We start from the raw sequence: 19572 nt of genomic DNA on the forward strand, positions 1-19572 counted from the left end.
GAATAGCTATACTTGAATAGTGAAATATCACGCATAGCTATGCTGTTTTGGAATAGATAAGCCCATGTCCATCGCCACGCCCGCAAGCGCCTCGTCCGCCGCAACGCTCTTGAACCGCCTGCTCGCGCGCACGCGGCTGCGCCATTTGCAATTGATCGTGCTGGTGGCCGAACTGGGCAGCGTGCAGCACGCCGCCGCGCAAATCGGCCTGAGCCAGTCGGCCGCCACAAAAATGGTGCTTGAGGTAGAGCGCGTGCTCGAGTCCCGCTTGTTTGAACGACACGCGCGCGGCATGCGGCCCACCTTTGCCTGCCGCGATTTGCTGCCCTTGCTGCGCAACGTCATGAACAGCCTGACGGGCTGCGCCGAAGCACTGGCGGCGGCGGGGGCGGGCTTTGACGGCACGGTGCGCGTGGGCGCGATCACGGCGGGCGTCACCGGCGTGATCAACCCGGCGCTGCCGGCGTTCTTTGCCAGTCAGCCGCAAGTGCGGTTGGAGTTGTTTGAAGATGCGCTGCCCGTGTTGCTGGGGCGCTATGCGGACGGCGAACTAGATTTCCTGGTCACGCGCGAGCCCGCGCAACTGGCGCCGGATTCTCAGTTCCAGGCCTTGCTGGCCGACGTCTGCGTGGTGGCGTCAGGCCCCGGCCACCCGCTGGCAGGGCGCCGCAACCTGCAAGCCGCCGAGCTGCTGCGCTTTCCCTGGGCCAGCCCGCCGCTGGACAGCCAGACCTACCGCGCGTTCGAAGCCTTGTTTGCCGCGTGCGGCGAATTGCCTGCCCAGCAGCCGCTTAGCACGCGCTCGTTTGCGACGATGGTGCATTACCTGGGCGCGAGCCAGGCACTGATGATGGGCCCCTTGAGTTTCGTGCGCGAAGGGCTGGAGTCCGGCGCGCTGGTGCGGCTGGACTGCACGCTTGCCGAATCGCTGCCGCCCCTGGGGCTGGTCAGCCGTGTCGAAGCCCGCAACCGCAGCGTGGCGGCCTTTCAGGCGCATCTGTTGGACGCGCAGACGGGGGCGTGAGGCTCGGAAAAAACCCGCTGTTGCGGGTTAGGGCACCAGCGAGAACATTGCCGCCGTTACCGGCTGCCCATGCAACTGGAGGCGGTTCCGCGCCTTGCCTTCAAACTGCGCGCCGATTTTCCGAGCCAGCGCCTCGCTTGCCGTGTTGCCGTCGGCAATCACGATCTCAACGCGTTGCATGCCCAAGGTGTTGAAGGCATAGGGCAGTATCGCCTGCACCGTGCGCAGCGCCACCCCGCGTCGTTGCGCGGACTGCCGTACCCAGTAGCCAAGATTGCAGAACAGGTGTTGATGATTGATCGAATTCAGGCCCACGCCGCCCATCAGCTTGCCTGACGCTTGCGCGAACACGCCGAATTCGTAGCCTGCCTGGGAACTGCGGCCACTACGGCACAGCTCAAACCAGTCCAGCGCATTTTGCTCGGAAAACTTAGACGTACACCACGGCATCCACGTGCCTACGGTATCGACGGATTCACGCGCGGCGTTCGCGAACGCTTCGGCGTCGTCATCAAGGAATTCACGGATAACCAGGCCTTCGAAAATGATGGGCTGCATGGATCTGATCTTGAGTCGGGGGCAGGGTGAATACTATCAGGCCGCCCTGCATTGCGAGTAAGGTAACGGAATCAAGGCCTGGCTTGTCCGGCACGTGGGCCTGTGCCATCAGCGGAAACTGAATTTATGAAGAACTCTTGTTTAACACTGCGCTTGGCGTTTGCCGTGGCTGCGTGCGCATCGATTGCCGCCTGCGCCGGCAGTCAGCCCCAGGCTACCGATATGGACTATAAAAGCCGGCCGCCTTCGTCGGCGCAAGGCAAGAGCAGCAACCCCGGTTCATCAGGCCAACGCTTGACCATACAGTCCGGCGAAGGGGAAAAGTTGAACCTGCCCTGGTTCATCCAGGACACGCAGGACTGGGTCAACAGCAACTGAGCTTAATCCGGGGGAAGGTACTGCGAGGCCGACGCTTGTTCACGTCGGCCCCGTTCACGCCAATTGCTTCTGCCTACGGCGTCACGATGTTGAACCAGAATTCAAAGTCATCCAGCGAGCCGAACACATCGTTCAGCTTTGACTGATCTCCGGTGATCTTGACGTCGCCCTTGGCCACGGCGTCCTTCAACGTCGTCTGCTTCAACATGATGTCGTTCAAGGTATTCCGCGTGAGCGATACGCTGGCGCTCGGCTCCTTGGCCGGCTTGCCCTCGGTGTGATTGAGCACGCTGTTCACCATCTCCAGCGTGTATTGCTGTTTGGTGTCGGTGAAATCCACATTCAAGACCACATGCTTGCCCGCGGCTTTTTCACGATTCAAGCGGACGGCGAAATAGTCGAAGAGCATGTCCAGCGTCATGGCGCGCACCGTGTCGGGGCTGGCGGTGTCGGGCACGGGCAGCTTCTTCACGCCTTCACGAAGTTCCTTGGCGCCCGTCAGATAGAAATTGCGCCACGGACCGCTTTCGGCCTGATAGCCCATCTGCTCCAGCGCGTCGGCTTGAAGGTCGCGCGCGGCTTGGTTCTTGGGGTCGGCAAAGACCGCGTAATTGACCACCTCGGCCACCCAGCGGTAGTCCCCCTTGGCGTAATATTCGCGCGCCTTCTTCAGCAAGGCGTCGGTTCCGCCCATCATGTCGACATAGCGCTTTGCCCCTTGCTCGATAGGCAGCGTATGCAGGGTGGCGGGGTTGCCGTTGAACCAGCCCAGATAAAGCACATACGTGGCGCGCACGTTGTGATTCAAAGAACCGTAATAGCCCCGGTTCGAGAACTTGTCGGCGATGCTCTTCGGCAGCTTTACCTGCTCGGCAATCTCCTCTTTGTTGTAGCCCATGTTCGCCAGGCGCAACGTCTCGTCGTTGATGTACCGGTACATGTCGCGCTGCATGCCGATCTGTTCCTGCACCGCCTTTTTGCCCCACACCGGCCAGTGATGCATGGCGTACATGACTTCGACGTCATCACCCCATAGCGCCAGGGCCTCGTTCAGATACTTCGACCAGGCAAGCGGGTCGCGAATCTTGGCGCCGCGCAACGAATACGTGTTGTGCAGCGTATGGGTGGAGTCCTCCGCGGTATTCAGCGCCTTCTTTTCCTTGATGTAATACAGCATCTCGGCGGGGGCTTCGCTGCCCGGCGCGTACAGGAACTGGTACGTCAAGCCGTCGATGGTGCGCGTTTCACCGGTCTTTTCAATGATGTCCGTGGGCGGAATCAACGTCACGGTGCCGGCCGACGTGGTGGTGCCCAAGCCCGCGCCGACCTGGCCCGTCGGGTTGGGCGGCAGCAGGTTCCCGTACATGTAGCTGGCGCGCCGGCTCATTGCCGTGCCCGCCATCACGTTTTCGGCCACGGCGTGTTCAAGAAAGCCCAGCGGCGCATAGATCTTGACCTTGCCGGCCTTGACGTCGGCCTCGTCCACCACGCCGCGCACCCCGCCGTAGTGGTCCACGTGGCTATGGGTATAGATGACCGCGACCACCGGCTTTTTCGGCCGATGCTGATAGTAGAGATCCAGCGCCGCCTTGGCGGTTTCGGTGGAGATAAGCGGATCCATGATCGTCAGGCCTTCCTTGCCTTCCACGATCGTCATGTTGGACAGATCCAGGTTGCGCACCTGGTAGATGCCATCCGTGACCTGGAACAGGCCCGAGATATTCAACAACTGCGATTGCCGCCACAGGCTGGGGTTGACGGTGTCCGGGGCGTCCGAGCCTTCTTTGATGAAGTTGTATTTGGTGGGGTCCCACACCAGATTGCCCTGGGCGCCCTTGATCATGGCGGCGGGCAGTGGGGCGATGAAACCCTTATGGGCAAGCTCGAAAGACGTCTTGTCCGAAAATGGCAGCTCTTTCAGCAGCGCGGCATTCGCCTGCTTGGTGGCGTCTTCGGCAGGCTTGGGCGCCTGCTGCGCCCAAGCCGAGCTTGCCGTGGCAAAAAAAAGCGCCGCCATGGGGGCGGACGCCAAGCGGCCGCGCTTGAGCGGGCTGCCGAAATGAGGGGGGGTAGACCAGGGGGTGTTCGTAAGGCGATTGAGCTTCATGTTGACGATTTCTCCATACATTGACGGGCTGGGCCGGCGTCGTAAACGAGGTTCTATCGGGCAATAAAGTCACGCAACTACGGAAGAAAGATCAGCAGCCACCTGGAAGGATGAACGCAATCTAAAGTGGAAACTACTTGTTGCAGGTGGCGGTGATGGGGGGGTATCTATTGGTCAGTGCAGCTTCGTAGCCTACATAAAAAAGCGCTCGCGGAGAATAAAAATCTGCATAGTGCAGTAATCGTGGCATCGCTACCCCAGCGCCAGCCCCGCGCGTTATCCCCCGTTTATCCCCGCGCTTTATCCCCGCGCGCTATCCCCCCCGGTCACCCCGGCACACGCGGCGTGATCAGCCTGATTTCATCAATCTGGCTCGCATAGCTGGCGCCTTGCAGCAGCAGCACCGTTTGCGGGTTGCCGTTGCGGCGGTCCATCCATTGCGACAAGGTGCCCGGCGTTTTCTTGCGGAACTGAATGTCGTAGTCGGCCGCCGCGTTGTCGTAGGGCAGGCGCACATCGATCCAGCTTTCGCCCAGCAGGCGGTTGATGGTGCGACGGCTATCGCCCACCTTCAGGCCCACGATGCTGCCCGTGAACGGTGCGCGCACGCCGATGGCATCCACCTTGCCGTCGAAGCTGAACATCAGTTCAATCCCGCGCTCGGGAAAGTCCAGCTTGGTCTTGCCAGACTTGCCGGCCGGTTCAGGCATGCGCGTGGTGCCGAAGGCGGTTTGCACCTGAGCAATCGTATCGCCCAGCCACACGCCCAGGCCCGTGGTCGTCAGCGCATCGTCACCCGCGCCGGCCGGCTTGTCGCCGAAGCGCTCGCGGTAGGCGGCGGTTTGCACGGCCAGGTTGGCGCGGTCGCGCAGCACGTCGCCGGCCAGCCAGTTGCTCATGAAGTCGCGCATCTGGGCGCCTTGGCAGTCAAAGCGGTCCGACGCATTGCGCGCGGCCAACTTCTGGGCGTTGGCGACGTAGGTCTTGTCTTGTTCGGTCAGCAGCGCGGGGACGTCGTCCAGCACGAAGCGCTTGCCGGGGTTGTTGCACTTCTCGGCATACAGGTTGTACAGCGTGCTGTTGGCGTGGATGCGCGCCAGCGACGTGGTGATGTCATCACGCAGCAGCACCTGGCTGACTGTCGCCGCGCGTTGTTCGGTGCGCGCGCGCATGTCGCGGTCGAGTTCGCTTGCCAGGGATTGCGGACGCGGTTCGCTCGGACCGAAGAGCTGGCTTTGCAATTTCTGGATCGACTGGCCGACATTGACGTTGTAGAGGCCCGCGGACTGGCCGATCTGGAACACGCTCAGCAACGCCGCCACAACGCACAGCACGCTGCGCGCCCACCAGCGCGACGGCTCGCCATACGAGCCGTCGTTCTTCAGCATTTTCACCGCCATGACCAGACCGGCGATGGCCAGGATCAAACCCAGGATATTGAAGCTGGAATCTTGCACCTTGATGCCGTTCACCGAGGCTTGCTGGGTGGTGCCCAGAAATAACCAGAAAGGCAGCATTGCCAATAGCAGGGCGAACAGCGGGCGCCGCAGTCGGTGCCATACGCTGGGAGTGTTCTGACTCATCTCGCAGGGTCTCTCTATTTTGGTTTCGAGGACCCGCATTATTAACTGAATTTGCGCGTCGATAGCGCTAAGATCGAATTGCTTGAATCACTCGGCCGGCTATCGTGCCGGCCGAGAAAATCGCCACCCACGGGCCGGCGAATACAGCGATACCGGCAAGAGAGGACACCATGACTAGAACTATTCGAGTCTTAATCCTTGCCGCGCTGCCGTTCTTGATCATGACGGCCCCGCTTCTCGCGGCGACGGAGGATGGGCGTCCGGAAGCATCCTCTTCCCTTGAGTTGACGCTTGAAACCGCCCCGGTCGAGATCGATGGCCAAGTGCTGTTCAAGGTGCGCGGGCTGTCGTCTTTTCCGGCTGAGAAGCGCGCCGAGACCATCAGGGAAAGAATCAAGAGCGTGGCGGCCCAGGGCTCGTTTCCCAGCGGCGACCTGCGGGCCGAGGTCGGTGAGAACGGCACGGTAATCACTGCCGGCGTGAACCCCTTGATGCTCGTGACCGACGCGGACGCTCAACTTGAGCAGACCACGCGCGACAGCCTTGCGGCACTGCACCTGTTGCGTATTCAACGCGCCATTGACGATTTTCGACGGGCGCGCGAACCCGATGCGCTGCTGAAGGCAGGGCTGTATAGCGCCGGGGCCACCGTATTGCTGGCGCTGGGCATTGCCATTCTGCTTGTGCTCAACCGGTGGCTGGACAAGGCGGTGTCCAAGCTGCTGAAGAGCCGCGTCCGTTCCGTCGACATCCAGTCGTTTGAAATCCTGCGCCTGGATACCATCTGGAAAGCGATGCACGGCCTGGTGCTGGCGATAGGCGCGGTGACCATCGTCGTGTCGGTATATGTCTACCTGCAATACGTGCTGGCGCTGTTCCCCTGGACTCGCTCTATCTCGAATGACCTCTTCAATCTGGCCGCGGGCGCCGGCGAAAGGTTGGGTAAATCCCTGGCTGCCGTGATTCCGGATCTGGTCATTCTTGTCCTCATCTTTTACCTGGCTCGGTTCGTCTTGCGGCGCGTCAAGAACTTCTTCGAGGCTGTCGAGCAGAGGCGCGTGGCATTTACCCAGTTCGAGTCGGAATGGGCGCTTCCCACCTACAAGCTGGTCCGGGTGTTGATCGTGGCCTTCGCGTTCATCGTCGCGTATCCCTACATACCCGGCTCCGAGACGCCGGCCTTCAAAGGCATTTCCATCTTCATCGGCCTGGTGGTGTCGCTCGGTTCATCAACCGCGATTTCAAATTTCATTGCGGGCTATCTGATGACCTATCGACGGGTTTTCAAGGTAGGCGACCGGGTCAAGGTAGGGGAAGTGATCGGTGAGGTCGTTGCCGTACGCCTGCAAGTCACCCATCTTCGGACCAACAAGAATGAGGAAATCACGATACCGAATTCCCAGATCCTCAATACCGACGTCACCAACTACAGTTCCCTGGCCAGCACCCAGGGATTGATTCTGCATACCACTGTGGGTATCGGCTATGAAACGCCCTGGCGGCAGGTGGAAGCGATGTTGTGCTCGGCAGGGCAGCGCACGGCGGGCGTCCTCACCGAGCCGGGGCCGTTCGTGTTGCTGCCCAAGCTGGGCGACTTTGCGGTGACCTATGAACTGAACGTGTACATCCGCGACACGCGAAGAATCGCCAAGACCTATGCGGAACTCCACCGCAACATCCTGGATGTGTTCAACGAGTACGGCGTGCAGATCATGACGCCTGCCTACGAAGGCGACCCCGACCAACCGAAGGTGGTGGCGCCGGAGCAGTGGTACGTGGCTCCGGCGGTTCCAGGGGTTTCAGGGGCTACAGGGGCTACAGCAGCGTCAGCAGCTTCGGACCCCAAGACCGAACGCTGATCCACGAATCACAAGCGGCTGGATTCCGCAGTGACGGCCGCTAGTCGCCGCCCGACGGCCGAGCCTTGATGGCAGACGGCTTGATCAGCTTGATGCCCCGTGCGGCGTTGTAGCCGTGGATCTCTTTCACATCCAGCTTGCGCATGAACTCGATGGTGTCGGCCTCGATGATCTGGCCGGGCACCATGATGGGAAAGCCGGGGGGATACGGGATGACGAAGTTCGCCGACACCAGCTCTGGGCCGTTGGACAGGCGTTCGTCCAGTGCGGCGGCCGACAGCGGGATGTACTCGCATTCGTCTTCGTTATAGGCCGCGAAAAACGCGGTGCGTATGTCTCCCTCGGACGTGATGCTGGCCGAATTGTCGCGATAGCCGTCGTGAAAGCGGCTGAAGTTCGGCAAGCTGGGAACATCTTCCATCAGGCCACGCACCTTCGCGGCGAACGCCGTTTGTTCGGCTTCACCGCCTTCCTTCAGCCTGGCTTCGATCGACCCGGATATTTCAAGCAGCACCTTGATCAGCGCCGCGACGTCGCTGCGTGTGTTGTTGATATTGCTTTGCAACAGCACGCTGTTGCGCGAGGTCTTGTTCAGCTGGATGTTGTAGGTGGACGCCAACAGATTCTTGAACGTCGTGCCGTCGTATCCCGCCGTGCCGCACACGAGCGTCATGCGCGTGGGATCCAGGCAGAATTCATCATTCTTCAGGGCTTGCACCGCCGTCAGCCAGTTCATGCCGGGCGCCAGGTAATCCGAGAACCCAGAAGGGCGAAACTCGTCCGGAATCATCTTGTTGACGCCCAGCACGCTGAAGTACTTCGAGATGATCGGGTGCTTGGCGATTTCACGCCGAATGGCCAGCGCCACCTCGATGGCGCGCATGACCAGCTCGTATCCTTCAAGCTCCATTTGCCGGCGCGCGACATCCAGCGACGCGATGATCTGCGCGTTGGGCGATGTGGACGCATGGATGAACACGGCCTCGTGAAACGCCGAAATGTGGTGCTCGTAGTCTTCATCGCGCACGGCCACCAGCGACCCCTGGCGCAGGCTGGACATGGATTTATGCACGGAATCGGTCTCGTACACGCGCACCCGCATGGTCTTGGGATTCGGCACCAACTGTCGGTCCAGCAAGCGGGCGTCCTTCGGGTCCAGATCTTCTCCCAGTTCCTCGGCCTGCTCGTCCCAGGCTTGCTGGGCGGCAGGATCATCGCGCCACTGCTCCAGGGCCGCCGCCGCGCCCATGCCGGTGCGCGGGCGCAGGAACGGCGACCACCGCGCAAAGCCGAACCACGCTTCGTCCCAAAGAAAGATCAGGTCTGGCTTGATGGCCAGGCATTCCATCATCACCTGGCGGGTGTTGTAGATGTGGCCGTCAAACGTGCAATTGGTCAGCGTCACCATGGCCACCTTGTCCAGCCTTCCTTCGGCCTTCAAGTTCAGCAACGCCTGTTTGACGGTGCGTAGCGGCACCGCGCCGTACATCGAGTACTCGGTCATGGGATAGGCTTCCACATACAGGGGCTGCGCCCCGGACAGCACCATTCCATAGTGATGAGACTTGTGGCAGTTGCGGTCGACGATGACGATGTCGCCCGGTTTCGTCACCGCCTGATAGACCATCTTGTTCGATGTCGACGTTCCATTGGTGACGAAGTAGACATGGTCCGCGCCCACTGCGCGCGCAAACTTCTCTTGGGCGATCTTGATGTTGCCCGTGGGCTCTAGCATGCTGTCCAGCCCCCCGGTTGTGGCGGATGTCTCGGCCAGGAACAGGTTCAAGCCGTAGAACTCCCCAAAGTCCCGTACCCAATTCGACTTGATGATGGACTTTCCGCGTGCGATGGGTAGCGCGTGGAAGGTGCTGATCGGTCTTAGCGCATAGTGCTTCAGGTTGTCGAAGTAAGGCGTCGTCTGGCGCTCGCGCACGCCTTCCAGAACGCTCAGATGCACCTCGATGGGTTCCTCGGCCTCGTAGAACAGCCGGCGAATCGACGACGCCGCGGGGTCGCCCGCAAGCTGTTCGACCTTGCGGTCCGTCAGCATGTAGATATCCAGCTCCGGCCTGATGTTGGCGATGATGCGCGCCAGCCTGACGCCTATCCCGGCCGGCGCCTTCGAGGTGTCCAAGTGCCGGTAGATGTCCAGGAAGTGCTTCAGCAACGGCACGTCATGCGCCGACGCCATGGTAATGCCGTCATAGATGACGACGGCCTCGATTTTTCCGTTCAGTATCGTGGCCAGGATGGCGTCTTCAAAACTGCCCACCAGCACCGGCTCATACACCAGCCCGTCGTCGGCACGGCGCAAGTGACGCAGTTCCTGGCAAATGGCCGCCGAGCGCGAGGCCGACATGGGTGACACCAGCAGCACTTCAAAGTACGGCGGCCGCGCGGCTTGCCCGCCCAAGCCGGGCAGCAGGTGCTCCTGCGCGTCGGACGAGTCATCCGTCGCCTGCCATTCACTGTCTTGGTATCGGTAGCTGCCAGACAGCATGGCGTTGCTCATGCGAAGGATCAGGCGCGCCGTGCCCATCGCGTCGTGTTCCGCAAGGCGTTCCTCCAGGGCGCGCAGCAGATGCGTGCCCGGATACGCGAAGTAGCTTTCCATGGGCAGCAAATCGGCCAGCGCCTCTTGCACGGCGGCGGCCCCGGCATGGCCTTTGCCGCCGCGCGCCTCGCCCGCCCAGGCTTGCGCCTTTGCATTCATTTCGCGCCACCTGTCCAAACGTGCAGCGGAGTTTGAGAACAGGTGGTCCAGGTGGTGACTGTCATCCGCGTTGCTCGTCATGGCGTTTCCCTTTGGTGGCTTTCCCACACGCTTGCCGCGCAGGCGCAACAAGGGCGGCGGGGTGGTTGTCGTTTTCTAAGAAAGAATGATGATGATCACCATGCCCCAGATCGTCAGCAGCGTGTTTCCGACCGCGTAGGTGACGGTGTAGCCCAGCCCCGGCACCTGGCTCTTGGCGGCATCGCACACCATGCCCAGCGCGGCGGTGGTGGTGCGCGAGCCCGCGCAAATCCCCAGGATCAAGGCGGGGTCAAAGCGGAACACGTACTTGGCCAGCAACATGCCGCCGATCAACGGCACGGCCGTTGCAAAGATTCCCCACAGGAACAGGCTGATGCCAAGCTTTTGAAGCCCGGCCACAAAGCCTGGGCCGGCGGATATGCCTACCACCGCGATGAACACGTTCAAGCCCACCGAATTCATGAACCACAAGGTGGGCTCGGGAATGCGCCCGAAGGTGGGGTGAATCGCCCGGAACCAGCCGAACACAATGCCGGCGATCAGGGCACCGCCCGCCGTGGAAAGCGTGATGGGAATGCCGCTGACGTTGATCACAATCGCGCCGATCAGCGCGCCCAGGGTGATCGCCAGTGACATGAACGCGACGTCCGTCACGGTGGTCGGCCGGTCCACATAGCCCAGTTGCTTGGCGGTGGCATTGATGTCCTGTGTGCGCCCGACGACCGTGATGACATCACCCCGGAACAACTGCGTCTTGGGCAGTACCGGAATGGGCGTTTCGGTCGGCCCGCGCCGAATGCGTTTCAGAAACACGCCGCGGGCGCCCGGCCACTTGGCCAGCTCTTCGAGCGGCTTGCCGTCCACTTTCTTGTTTGAGACGTAGATGTCCACGCCCTCGGTCTTGATGTCCAGAAGCTCGGCATCTTCGACTTCGCGGCCGCTGGGGCCAAGCCGCTCGATCAACTGATTGCGCTTGCCACCGATGGCGACGATATCGCCCGCTTCAATCACCGTGGCCAGATCCACCTCGATGACGGCGCCACCCCGGCGGATTCTTTCCACGAATGCGCGATAGCCCGTTTGCGTGCCGGCCTCGATGTCGCCAATCGTCATGCCGATGAAGGGGCTTTCGGGGGCGACTGAATAGGCCCGCACCTCGAATTCGTACCACTGGGTGGCGTCAGCCGCGCCGCCGCCTGCGCCAAGCTTCTGTTCATAGGCTTTGCAGGCCGCCACCAGATCGATGCCCAACAGCTTGGGGCCGATCTGCGCCAGTATGATCGCCGAGCCCACCGTGCCAAAAATATAAGTCACGGCATACGCGATGGGCATGGCGTCCAGCAAGGCTTGCGTTTCCTCGGGGGTTTGTCCCAGGCGGTTGATCGCGTCTGTCGCCAAGCCCATCGACGCCGAAATGGTCTGCGAGCCGGCGAAAAGCCCCGCGGCCGAGCCCAGGTCATAGCCCGCAAGGATCGCCGCGATCGCGGCCGCCCCAAGCGACAGCAGCGCCATCAACACCGCAAAGATCGCTTGGGGCAAGCCGTCCTTGGCAATGCCCCGTACGAACTGGGGGCCGACGCCGTAGCCCACGGCGAACAGGAACATCAGGAAAAAGACCGACTTCACATTGGGTGAAATCTTCACGCCCAGAATGCCGATACCAATCGCCACCAGCAGGGTAGCGGTGACGGCGCCAAGGCTGAATCCCTTGAAGCTCTTGCCCCCGATCCAGTAGCCGATCCCCAGCGCCAGGAAAATGGCGATCTCTGGATAGGCTTTCAAGGTTGCAACAAACCAGGTCATGTCCTTCTCCTTTGTGGATACCCGTAGTCGGTGACGAAGAAGCATGCGAAGTGAGTGGCACGTCGAGGACGGCCGTGTTGAGCACACTATGGATCACGTCGTCATGGCTTTTCGCATTGACTCCGCATCGATGTTGATCCTCGTCAACTATTTGCTTCACCAGACCGGATTGGTCGCGCAACGATTCGGCCCGGCTCAATAAAATGCAGCTAAGCAGTCAGGGATAGGCACGCGGTGCCTGGGAGCCAGATGCCATGACCACAATGAAGACAATCCCGCCTAGTGAGTACGTCAAGCTTGTAAACAACCTGAATGGGAAGGCGAATCCTGGCTGCAACGGGCTGTTGGTCACCTATACGATCAGCGGGCTGAACCTGGACCAGCGCACACACCTCAACATTCCTCGCGACGCATGGGCTGCGTCGGCGTCTTCAATGCTTAAGCTCCGGCGCCGAGGAATATTCTGTTTTCCTATCCTGGCGCCGTTGGACGAGCCCCGCCCATTTCGGCCATATCGCCGCAGCGCTGCGACTAGAACTTCTGCGGAACTTGCCTGATCGTGTGGGTGGGCTCGCGGTAGCCTTGCGGCTTTTGCCGCTTCGGTAGCGTGATTTTTGGCCTGGGCAGCGCCTTATACGGAATGCTCTGCAGGATATGGCTGATGATGTTCAAGCGCACCCGCTTCTTGTTATTGGAATCCGCAATAAACCAGGGCGCCAAACCCGTATCCGTTGCCGCGAACATGTCGTCGCGCGCACGGGAATAGTCATACCAATGGCTGTACGAATCCAGATCCAGTTTGGATAGCTTCCAGATCTTGCGCTCGTCGTGGATGCGCGCTTGAAGGCGGCGCGTTTGTTCTTCTTCGCTGACTTCCAGCCAGTACTTGAGCAGAATGATTCCAGACTCGGTGATGGCGCGCTCCACCAGCGGCACCGCCTTCAAGAAACCCTTGGCCTCTTCCTTGGTACAAAAACCTAGCACCCGTTCCACCCCGGCGCGGTTGTACCAGCTACGGTCAAAAATCACGATCTCGCCGGCGGCGGGCAAGAGGGGCAGGTACCGTTGCATATACATCTGGGTCTTCTCGCGATCAGTGGGGGCGGGCAGCGCGATGACGCGGAAGACGCGCGGGCTGACGCGCGCTGTGATGGCCTTGATCGTGCCCCCTTTACCGGCGCCATCACGTCCTTCAAACAGAATGCACACCTTGGCGCCCGTGTGGACGACCCATTGCTGGAGCTTGACCAGTTCAACGTGCAGGCGTGCCAGTTCTTCTTCGTATCGCTTGCCCGATAACGCCGTCTTCTCTGGCGCGCCGTTTTCCTCCGCATCCAGCTTTTGAGCCGCTTTCTTTTCAGCCATCTTCTTCTTAGCCATGATTTCACTCCTCAACCCGTTGTGCGAGTCCAATGGGAAGCATCAATGTGACCAGTGCGGGCGTCCGGCGTTGATTGTGAACGTAGTTAAAGCCTTACGTCCATGATGATTCCGGCGAAAAGCCGTAAGGAACGAAATCGGGCGTGCCCAGTATTAATGCTGACGCAGCCGGTGCCGCGTTTGGGACGGCGTTTCCAGGAATAATCTGCGATAGTGGGCCGCCGCATACGTTGAATACGCATACCCATGCTGAAGAAAACAATCTGCCACGGTCATTCGCGGGTCGCGGTTTTTAGCAAGATCCAAATGAACGTCATGCAGCTTGCGCAGGCACAGATAATGCCCCGGGCCCATGCCGAAACACGCCAGGAAAAAGTCACGCAAGCTGCGTTCGCTGATTCTCAGGGCTTTGCAAAGGTCGTTGACATGCGCGGTGGCGTTTTGCTCGCGAAAAACCGTCAGGGCGGATTCACAGAGCTTGGACATGGATATCGAAGGGCGTCCCCGGCACCTTTCAACCGGGGTGCGGGAAGCGATCAGGTCAAGCAAGCGCTGCTCGATCAGGCGGCGACCAATTTCCGGCGGACACGACGGCGCCATGGATGTGATGGCGGCATCACGCAAGGCTGCCACCTGCAAATAGTCGGTATGCAGCATGCTTTCCGCGTCGGCCCAGCGCCGCAGGGTCTGTGCCGTCAAGCCGCTGCCCAGAAACAAGTCCGAACCAAGCGGCAGGGCAATCATGATCCACTCATTGGGCCCCGCCGCCCGAAAGGCGTAGCCCCTGGACGGCGCCAAAATGCCGACGGAATCCTGAGTAAAAGGCAGGCCGTTCAACCAGGTTGGACTTGAAGGCGGTTGCGACAACAGCAATGTCAGATGCGTGGGACGGCCGGTCGCTTCGCATAAGTTCGGCGCTGGCGCCACGCCACGTTGAACGTCGATTCCACACACATCAAGATGGCCGATGCGCCATTCGTTACCGCCAGGCCCCAGCAGCAATATGCGGGCGTGCGCCGCCAGGATCGCTTGCGCATACGAATCAAACGACTCGAAATGATGAAGATTCATATCTTCCTCTGGGCGCTGTAACTAACGGCATTTTGCCGAAATTAGCATGGACTTTGTGACCCGTCAGTAGCAACAATGCAATTCAGGTTCGCACGATATTCGGGGCCGTTATTGCCGATTGTGAAAGGGTACGACGGTAATTGCCCCGCGCGGACCTTGCATGAGCATCCTGATAAAAAGACTACCCCGGTGACGAGCTGAATGCAGGGGTTTCATTGGGGAAAGGGGCGCTATATGTTTCTTCCGACATTGCGGTCTCGACTCGTCGTCGCCTTGACCTCCGCGACGACCCTCATTCCCATGACGGCGCACGCCGTATCCGCACATCTGGAAGACTCGATCGCCGATGTGCTCGTCTGGTTCGTGCTCGTTCTGGTGCCGATACTGGCCATCTGGATATTCTGGAAGCTCCACGTCCTGCCGGAAGTCATCGCCGAGAAACGGCATCATCCCCAAGCTGACGCCATCAAGGCGCTGTGCCTGATGTCCCTGGTTTTCGGTGGGATGCTGTGGCCGTTTGCCTGGCTGTGGGCGTATACGAAGCCGGTGGGGTACCGGCTGGCTTACGGCCGAGACAAGCACGATCACTATTACCAGGAGATAAGCGCCACGGAAGACAACACGGCGACCGCGAACAAACCAGGAAGCGACAACAGTCCACAACAGGAAGTCCGACGGGAAGCACGGCCCGGTCCCGAAACCGCTAGTTGACGAGGGGTTGCAATGCTTGAGCTCATTGCCGTCGTCTATGGGCTGGTGGTTTGGCTTGTGTTCATCAAGCTGAAGCTGCTCCCGTGGAACATCCAATCGCAGGTGGGCGTGGTCGCTGTGGGCGCGGCCGGCTTGGTGGCGCTTGTGCTGACGATCAATGTCGTCACGCCCTCATCGTCAGAGGCGCGGGTGATCAACTATGTGGTTGAAATCATCCCCAGGGTGACCGGGCGCGGGGTGGAAATTACCGTGGAAGGAAATCGGCTGATCAAAAAAGGCGACGTACTGCTGCGCCTGGACGCCGAGCCTTATCAACTGAAAGTCAGGCAGCTTGAAGCCAAGCTTATCGATGCGCAAGCGTCCCAGCAGTCCCTGGACCGCGACCTGGCGGCGGCGCAATCGATGACGGCGGCCGCCTTGGCGCAAGTGGAATTGACCCGTATGCGCTTGCGCCAAAGCACCGCCCTGGCGGCGCGAGGGGCGGGCAGCCAATACGATGTGCAGAGTTTTCAAAGTGAATTGAAGGTACGGATCGCCAACTGGGAAGCGGCGCGCGAGGCGGAACAAAAGGTTCGGCTGAACGTATCCGCCGTTGTGGACGGCGACCAGGTTGCGGTGGCGCAGGTCAAGGCCGAACTGGATACCGCGAAATGGGAACTGGCGCAGACCACGCTCTACGCGCCAGCCGATGGGTACGCCATCAACTTGCAGGCGCGCGTGGGTTCCTATGCCGCCGCGATACCGCTACGCCCCATCATGTCGTTCGTCGAGACCACGCAGCAGGTGATCGCCTTCTTCGATCAGAATCAACTCACAAAGGTAAAGCCCGGCAACGAAGTGGAGGTGTCGCTACGCACCGTCCCCGGCCACGTCTTCAAAGGCAAGGTGGATTCGATTGTCTGGGCAACGTCGCAGGGCCAATTCCAGGCATCTGGCGCGCTGCCCGGCACCACCTCCGAAGGCGGTCACGCCGCCGCGCCCATGCAGTTCGCGGTGCGCATTGACCTTGAAACGCCGCAAGACATGGCTCTGGCAATGGGCGCTCGCGGGCGGGCCGCCATCTACACAGAAAGCCTGGGGATGCTGCACATGGTGCGCAAGGTGATCGTCCGCGTTTCCGCAAAGCTCGACTATCTGGTCCTTAAGCTTCATTGACGGGGGCCTCCATGCCAGCGCGCCGCCCGATCGACCCACGCAGGCTTGCAACGGTGTGCTGCGCCATGGTCTTCATGGCGGGCTGCGCCAACCTGGACCGCCCAGAGGACACCGCCTTGTACGAGCAGGCAATGTCCGGCACGCACGTGCCCGACCAATGGACGGCCAGCACCGCGGCCGCCGCGTTCTCGCCGCAATGGGCCGGCTTTGCGGACGGCGGCACGCTTGCCACGCTGATTAATGAAGCGCTGGCCAACAACATTGATCTGCGCGTGGCGGCCAGCCGGATGCAACAGGCGGCGCACCAAGCCAGGTTGGCCGGCGCGGACCTCATGCCCACTGTCGGCATCGGCGCGCGCGCAGCCACGGACCCAACGCCGGGCAGCGCGTTTTCCGCCAACGGCTACGCCGTTCTGTTGAACTGGGAAATCGACCTGTGGGGCAGGGCGCGGGCGCAAAAACTGTCTGGCGAAGCCGGATACCGTTCCGCCGAAGCGGACTACGCCTATGCCCGCCAGTCCATCGGCGCCTTAACGGCCCGAAGCTGGCTTGCGGCCCTGGAGGCAAGCGGCCAACTGTCGCTGGCGCAGGAAATTGAAGGCGCTACCGACGAGCAGCTCAAGCTGGTGCAGTACCGCCGCCGCATCGGCAAGGTCAGCGAAATGGACGTGGCGTATTGGTCGGAACAGGTGGCGGCAGCGGCTGACGTCGTGGCCCAGCGCGAACAGGCGCGCGCCCAGGCCTTGCGGGCATTGGAGCTGATACTGGGACGCTACCCCGCCGGCGTCGTGGAAGCCAACGAGACCATTCCCGATGCGCCGCCACTGCTGCCACCCGGCCTGCCTTTGGACTTGCTGGACCGCAGGCCTGACTTGGTCGCCGCGCGCGAGCGGCTGGTGGCGGCGTACTTTGGCGCCGAGGAAGCAAAGGCCGCGCGCTTGCCCAACATTTCGATATTTGCCGGAGCCGGACGCTTCACGAAAGACTATTCCGGCCTGGCCACCAGCATGCAAAGCTGGGTTTTCCCGGTGGGCGCGTCGCTGTCCTGGCCCCTGTTCGACGGGGGACGCAGCCAGGTCACGCTGGAGCTGCGTACGGAGCAGCAACGCGAAGCCTTGGCGCTATACGCCCGCGCGATCCTGACGGCAATGGGGGAAGTGGAAAACGGCCTGACGGGCGAGCAGCAGTTGGCGCAGCGCGAGCGCTCGATACAGCGCCAGTATTCCGAGAGCCGCCGTGCGTTGGAGTTGGCGCGCGTGCAACGGCAGATCGGCCAGTTCGATGATTTTGATGTGTTGCAGCGCAAGCGCGATCTGTTGCGGGTTCAGGGTGACCTGATGCACATCCGCGCGCAACGCCTGGTTCAGCGTGTGAATCTGCATCTTGCATTGGGCGGGCATTTTGTTGCGGAGGCTTCCCCGGAATAGAGAGCCAGGGGATGCGGTCACGGGACATTCCAGAAGGTAGAACGTCGTCTTTCTAGGGGCGAACGCCATGGACTACTTTAGCAACATGCTGGTGCGCTACCCCGAGCTGGCGGTTTTCCTGGCAATCGGGTTGGGCTATTGGGTGGGTGGATTCAAGTTTCGCGGGGTGGGCTTCGGGCCGGTAACCGGGTCCTTGCTTGCGGGCCTGTTGATTGGTTACTTCGTCCGCGTGCCGGTATCCGACACCGCCAAGCAGGTGCTGTTCCTGCTGTTCATGTTCGGTATCGGCTATTCCGTGGGGCCGAGCTTCTTTCGCGGCATGAAGGATGGCGGGTGGCGATGGGCGGTGCTGGGCGTCGTTGTCCCGGTGGCGGGCTTGCTTACCGCCTGGGGGCTGGCGGCCCTGCTCAAGCTCGAACTCGGATATGCCGTGGGCCTGATATCAGGCGGGTTGACCGAGTCGCCTGTGATCGGCACAGGAAGCGAAGCGATCCGAAATCTGCCCATCGGTGTCGAAGAGCAAGACCGGCTGATCGGCCAGATCGCCGTGGCGGATGCGCTGTGCTACATCTTCGGCACGTTCGGCGTCATCTGGTTCTGTTCCAGCCTGGGGCCAAAACTGTTGGGCGTGGACCTGAAGGCCGAAGGCGCGCGGCTTGAAAAGGTGTACGGCATTCAGCGGCAGAAGGCGGGCGTGACCTCTGCCTGGCGCAGATTCGAGTTGCGGGCGTATCGCATCCAGGCGGATCACCCCGCCGTGGGCCAAACCGTGGCCTGGGTCGAATCCCTGCATGCCCCCGAGCGCATCTTCGTTGAGCGCGTCCGGCGCGACGGCGCAATCTTCTTGGCCACACCCGCGACAGTCCTGCTGGCTGGGGACGTGGTCGCTGTTTTAGGCAAAAGCGAGGTGATACTCAAACTTCTGGAGGGCAACGCGGTCGCGGAAGCAGACCGAGAGCTGCTCGACATCCCCAGCGCGATGTTCGACGTAGTGCTGTCCAACGCAGATTTCGTCGGGAAGACGATCGCTCAAATCGCCGAACAAGCCGAGGAAGTGCGCGGCGTGTTCCTGCGCCATATCCGGCGCGCGGGGCAAGAAATACCGATAGGCCCGGGCACGGTGCTTCTGCGTGGCGACGTGCTGAACATCGTGGGGCTTGAGCCTGCCGTTGAGCGGGTGGCCGCCCGCGTCGGCAGCGTGGTGCGCGCATCGGACGCCACGGATTTTGTCGCGCTGGGCTTTGGCATCTTTATCGGCGCGGTGGTGGGGATATCGCTGGTGCTTCCCATAGGCAGCATGCATATCGCGTTGGGCAGCAGTGTGAGCACATTGATCCTGGGCCTGTTGGTGGGCTGGCGGAATTCGGCCAAGCCGCTGTTTGGCCGCATATCGCATGGCGCGCTTGAGTTCATGAAGTCGATCGGGCTGGCGGGGTTCGTCGCCATGATCGGGCTGAAGGCCGGCCCGCTTTTTGTGGCAGCCCTGCAAGAAGTCGGGCTGACGATATTCCTGGCGGGTATCGTCGTGACGATGGTTCCGCTATTCGTTGGTTTGCTGGTGGGCCGATATGTGCTGCGTCTTGAACCGCTGTTATTGCTGGGCGCCCTGGCCGGGGTGCAGACCATGACGGCCGGCCTTGCCGCGGTGCAGGAAAAATCCGAGAGCCCCATTGCCGTCATCGGCTATTCCGGCACGGTCGCGTTCGGGCATATCCTGATCACCACCTGGGGAACGGTAATCGTCTGGCTGATGTACTGACG

Annotated in this window: 15 protein-coding genes; 8 read left to right on the plus strand and 7 right to left on the minus strand. The window is 61.2% G+C overall.

The features are described 5' to 3' along the window. The first annotated feature begins 64 nt into the window (after positions 1-64). Positions 65-1024 carry a LysR family transcriptional regulator gene (locus tag ACE04A_RS07730; RefSeq protein WP_448716167.1) on the plus strand — a complete coding sequence of 320 codons (960 nt, stop codon included), beginning with the start codon at positions 65-67 and terminating at the stop codon, positions 1022-1024. 27 nt (positions 1025-1051) lie between these two features. Here ACE04A_RS07730 and ACE04A_RS07735 read toward each other — a convergent pair whose 3' ends face one another. Then, complete coding sequence (locus ACE04A_RS07735; protein WP_448716166.1) at positions 1052-1582, minus strand: GNAT family N-acetyltransferase; 531 nt, start codon at positions 1580-1582, stop codon at positions 1052-1054. A 126-nt stretch (positions 1583-1708) separates the two neighbouring features. On the opposite strand from ACE04A_RS07735, the gene ACE04A_RS07740 reads away from it, so the two are divergent. Further along, positions 1709-1960: a hypothetical protein gene (locus ACE04A_RS07740; protein ID WP_448716165.1), complete on the plus strand. Its 252-nt coding sequence runs from the start codon at positions 1709-1711 to the stop codon at positions 1958-1960. Positions 1961-2033: 73 nt separating this feature from the next. Here the strand turns inward: ACE04A_RS07740 and ACE04A_RS07745 are convergent, their stop codons facing one another. After that, on the minus strand, positions 2034-3977 hold the full coding sequence (locus tag ACE04A_RS07745; protein WP_485820023.1) for an alkyl/aryl-sulfatase: 1944 nt from the start codon (positions 3975-3977) through the stop codon (positions 2034-2036). Between the two features lie 416 nt (positions 3978-4393). Next, complete coding sequence (locus tag ACE04A_RS07750) at positions 4394-5650, minus strand: hypothetical protein (RefSeq protein WP_448716163.1); 1257 nt, start codon at positions 5648-5650, stop codon at positions 4394-4396. A 104-nt stretch (positions 5651-5754) separates the two neighbouring features. Between ACE04A_RS07750 and ACE04A_RS07755 the strand changes: the two genes are divergently transcribed. After that, positions 5755-7509, plus strand: a complete 1755-nt coding sequence (locus ACE04A_RS07755) for a mechanosensitive ion channel family protein (protein WP_448716162.1) — start codon at positions 5755-5757, stop codon at positions 7507-7509. A gap of 40 nt (positions 7510-7549) precedes the next feature. Here the strand turns inward: ACE04A_RS07755 and ACE04A_RS07760 are convergent, their stop codons facing one another. From ACE04A_RS07760 to ACE04A_RS07775, 4 genes are all read right to left on the minus strand, one after another. Beyond that, a complete protein-coding gene (locus ACE04A_RS07760; protein WP_448716161.1) occupies positions 7550-10303 on the minus strand; it encodes a decarboxylase in 2754 nt (917 codons plus the stop codon). Positions 10304-10378: 75 nt separating this feature from the next. Further along, entirely contained in the window at positions 10379-12067 is a 1689-nt protein-coding gene (aspT, locus tag ACE04A_RS07765) for an aspartate-alanine antiporter (protein ID WP_448716160.1), read from the minus strand. 531 nt (positions 12068-12598) lie between these two features. After that, entirely contained in the window at positions 12599-13447 is an 849-nt protein-coding gene (ppk2, locus tag ACE04A_RS07770; protein WP_448716159.1) for a polyphosphate kinase 2, read from the minus strand. A 153-nt stretch (positions 13448-13600) separates the two neighbouring features. Next, entirely contained in the window at positions 13601-14191 is a 591-nt protein-coding gene (locus tag ACE04A_RS07775; protein ID WP_448716158.1) for a helix-turn-helix domain-containing protein, read from the minus strand. A 189-nt stretch (positions 14192-14380) separates the two neighbouring features. On the opposite strand from ACE04A_RS07775, the gene ACE04A_RS07780 reads away from it, so the two are divergent. The 5 genes from ACE04A_RS07780 (at position 14381) to aspT (ACE04A_RS07800) (ending at position 19570) form a co-directional block, all read left to right on the plus strand. Continuing rightward, the gene (locus ACE04A_RS07780) at positions 14381-14539 is read left to right on the plus strand and encodes a hypothetical protein (protein WP_448716157.1); all 159 of its coding nucleotides are present in this window, start codon (positions 14381-14383) and stop codon (positions 14537-14539) included. Between the two features lie 213 nt (positions 14540-14752). Further along, positions 14753-15229, plus strand: a complete 477-nt coding sequence (locus ACE04A_RS07785) for a DUF3302 domain-containing protein (RefSeq protein WP_448716156.1) — start codon at positions 14753-14755, stop codon at positions 15227-15229. Between the two features lie 12 nt (positions 15230-15241). Beyond that, positions 15242-16384 (plus strand): HlyD family secretion protein, encoded by a 1143-nt coding sequence (locus ACE04A_RS07790; RefSeq protein ID WP_485820012.1) that lies wholly within the window; start codon positions 15242-15244, stop codon positions 16382-16384. Positions 16385-16395: 11 nt separating this feature from the next. Next, positions 16396-17811: a TolC family protein gene (locus ACE04A_RS07795; RefSeq protein WP_448716154.1), complete on the plus strand. Its 1416-nt coding sequence runs from the start codon at positions 16396-16398 to the stop codon at positions 17809-17811. A gap of 67 nt (positions 17812-17878) precedes the next feature. Beyond that, positions 17879-19570, plus strand: a complete 1692-nt coding sequence (gene aspT / locus ACE04A_RS07800; RefSeq protein ID WP_259246865.1) for an aspartate-alanine antiporter — start codon at positions 17879-17881, stop codon at positions 19568-19570. The last annotated feature ends 2 nt before the right edge of the window (positions 19571-19572 follow it).

Source organism: Achromobacter colocynthidis (assembly GCF_057334535.1).

Coding starts and splice junctions, on each gene's coding strand:
- ACE04A_RS07730 (WP_448716167.1), top strand. CDS start 65: ATGTCCATCGCCACGCCCGCAAGCGCCTCGTCCGCCGCAACGCTCTTG.
- ACE04A_RS07735 (WP_448716166.1), bottom strand. CDS start 1,582: ATGCAGCCCATCATTTTCGAAGGCCTGGTTATCCGTGAATTCCTTGAT.
- ACE04A_RS07740 (WP_448716165.1), top strand. CDS start 1,709: ATGAAGAACTCTTGTTTAACACTGCGCTTGGCGTTTGCCGTGGCTGCG.
- ACE04A_RS07745 (WP_485820023.1), bottom strand. CDS start 3,977: ATGGCGGCGCTTTTTTTTGCCACGGCAAGCTCGGCTTGGGCGCAGCAG.
- ACE04A_RS07750 (WP_448716163.1), bottom strand. CDS start 5,650: ATGAGTCAGAACACTCCCAGCGTATGGCACCGACTGCGGCGCCCGCTG.
- ACE04A_RS07760 (WP_448716161.1), bottom strand. CDS start 10,303: ATGACGAGCAACGCGGATGACAGTCACCACCTGGACCACCTGTTCTCA.
- aspT (WP_448716160.1), bottom strand. CDS start 12,067: ATGACCTGGTTTGTTGCAACCTTGAAAGCCTATCCAGAGATCGCCATT.
- ppk2 (WP_448716159.1), bottom strand. CDS start 13,447: ATGGCTAAGAAGAAGATGGCTGAAAAGAAAGCGGCTCAAAAGCTGGAT.
- ACE04A_RS07775 (WP_448716158.1), bottom strand. CDS start 14,191: ATGATTGCCCTGCCGCTTGGTTCGGACTTGTTTCTGGGCAGCGGCTTG.
- ACE04A_RS07785 (WP_448716156.1), top strand. CDS start 14,753: ATGTTTCTTCCGACATTGCGGTCTCGACTCGTCGTCGCCTTGACCTCC.
- ACE04A_RS07790 (WP_485820012.1), top strand. CDS start 15,242: ATGCTTGAGCTCATTGCCGTCGTCTATGGGCTGGTGGTTTGGCTTGTG.
- ACE04A_RS07795 (WP_448716154.1), top strand. CDS start 16,396: ATGCCAGCGCGCCGCCCGATCGACCCACGCAGGCTTGCAACGGTGTGC.
- aspT (WP_259246865.1), top strand. CDS start 17,879: ATGGACTACTTTAGCAACATGCTGGTGCGCTACCCCGAGCTGGCGGTT.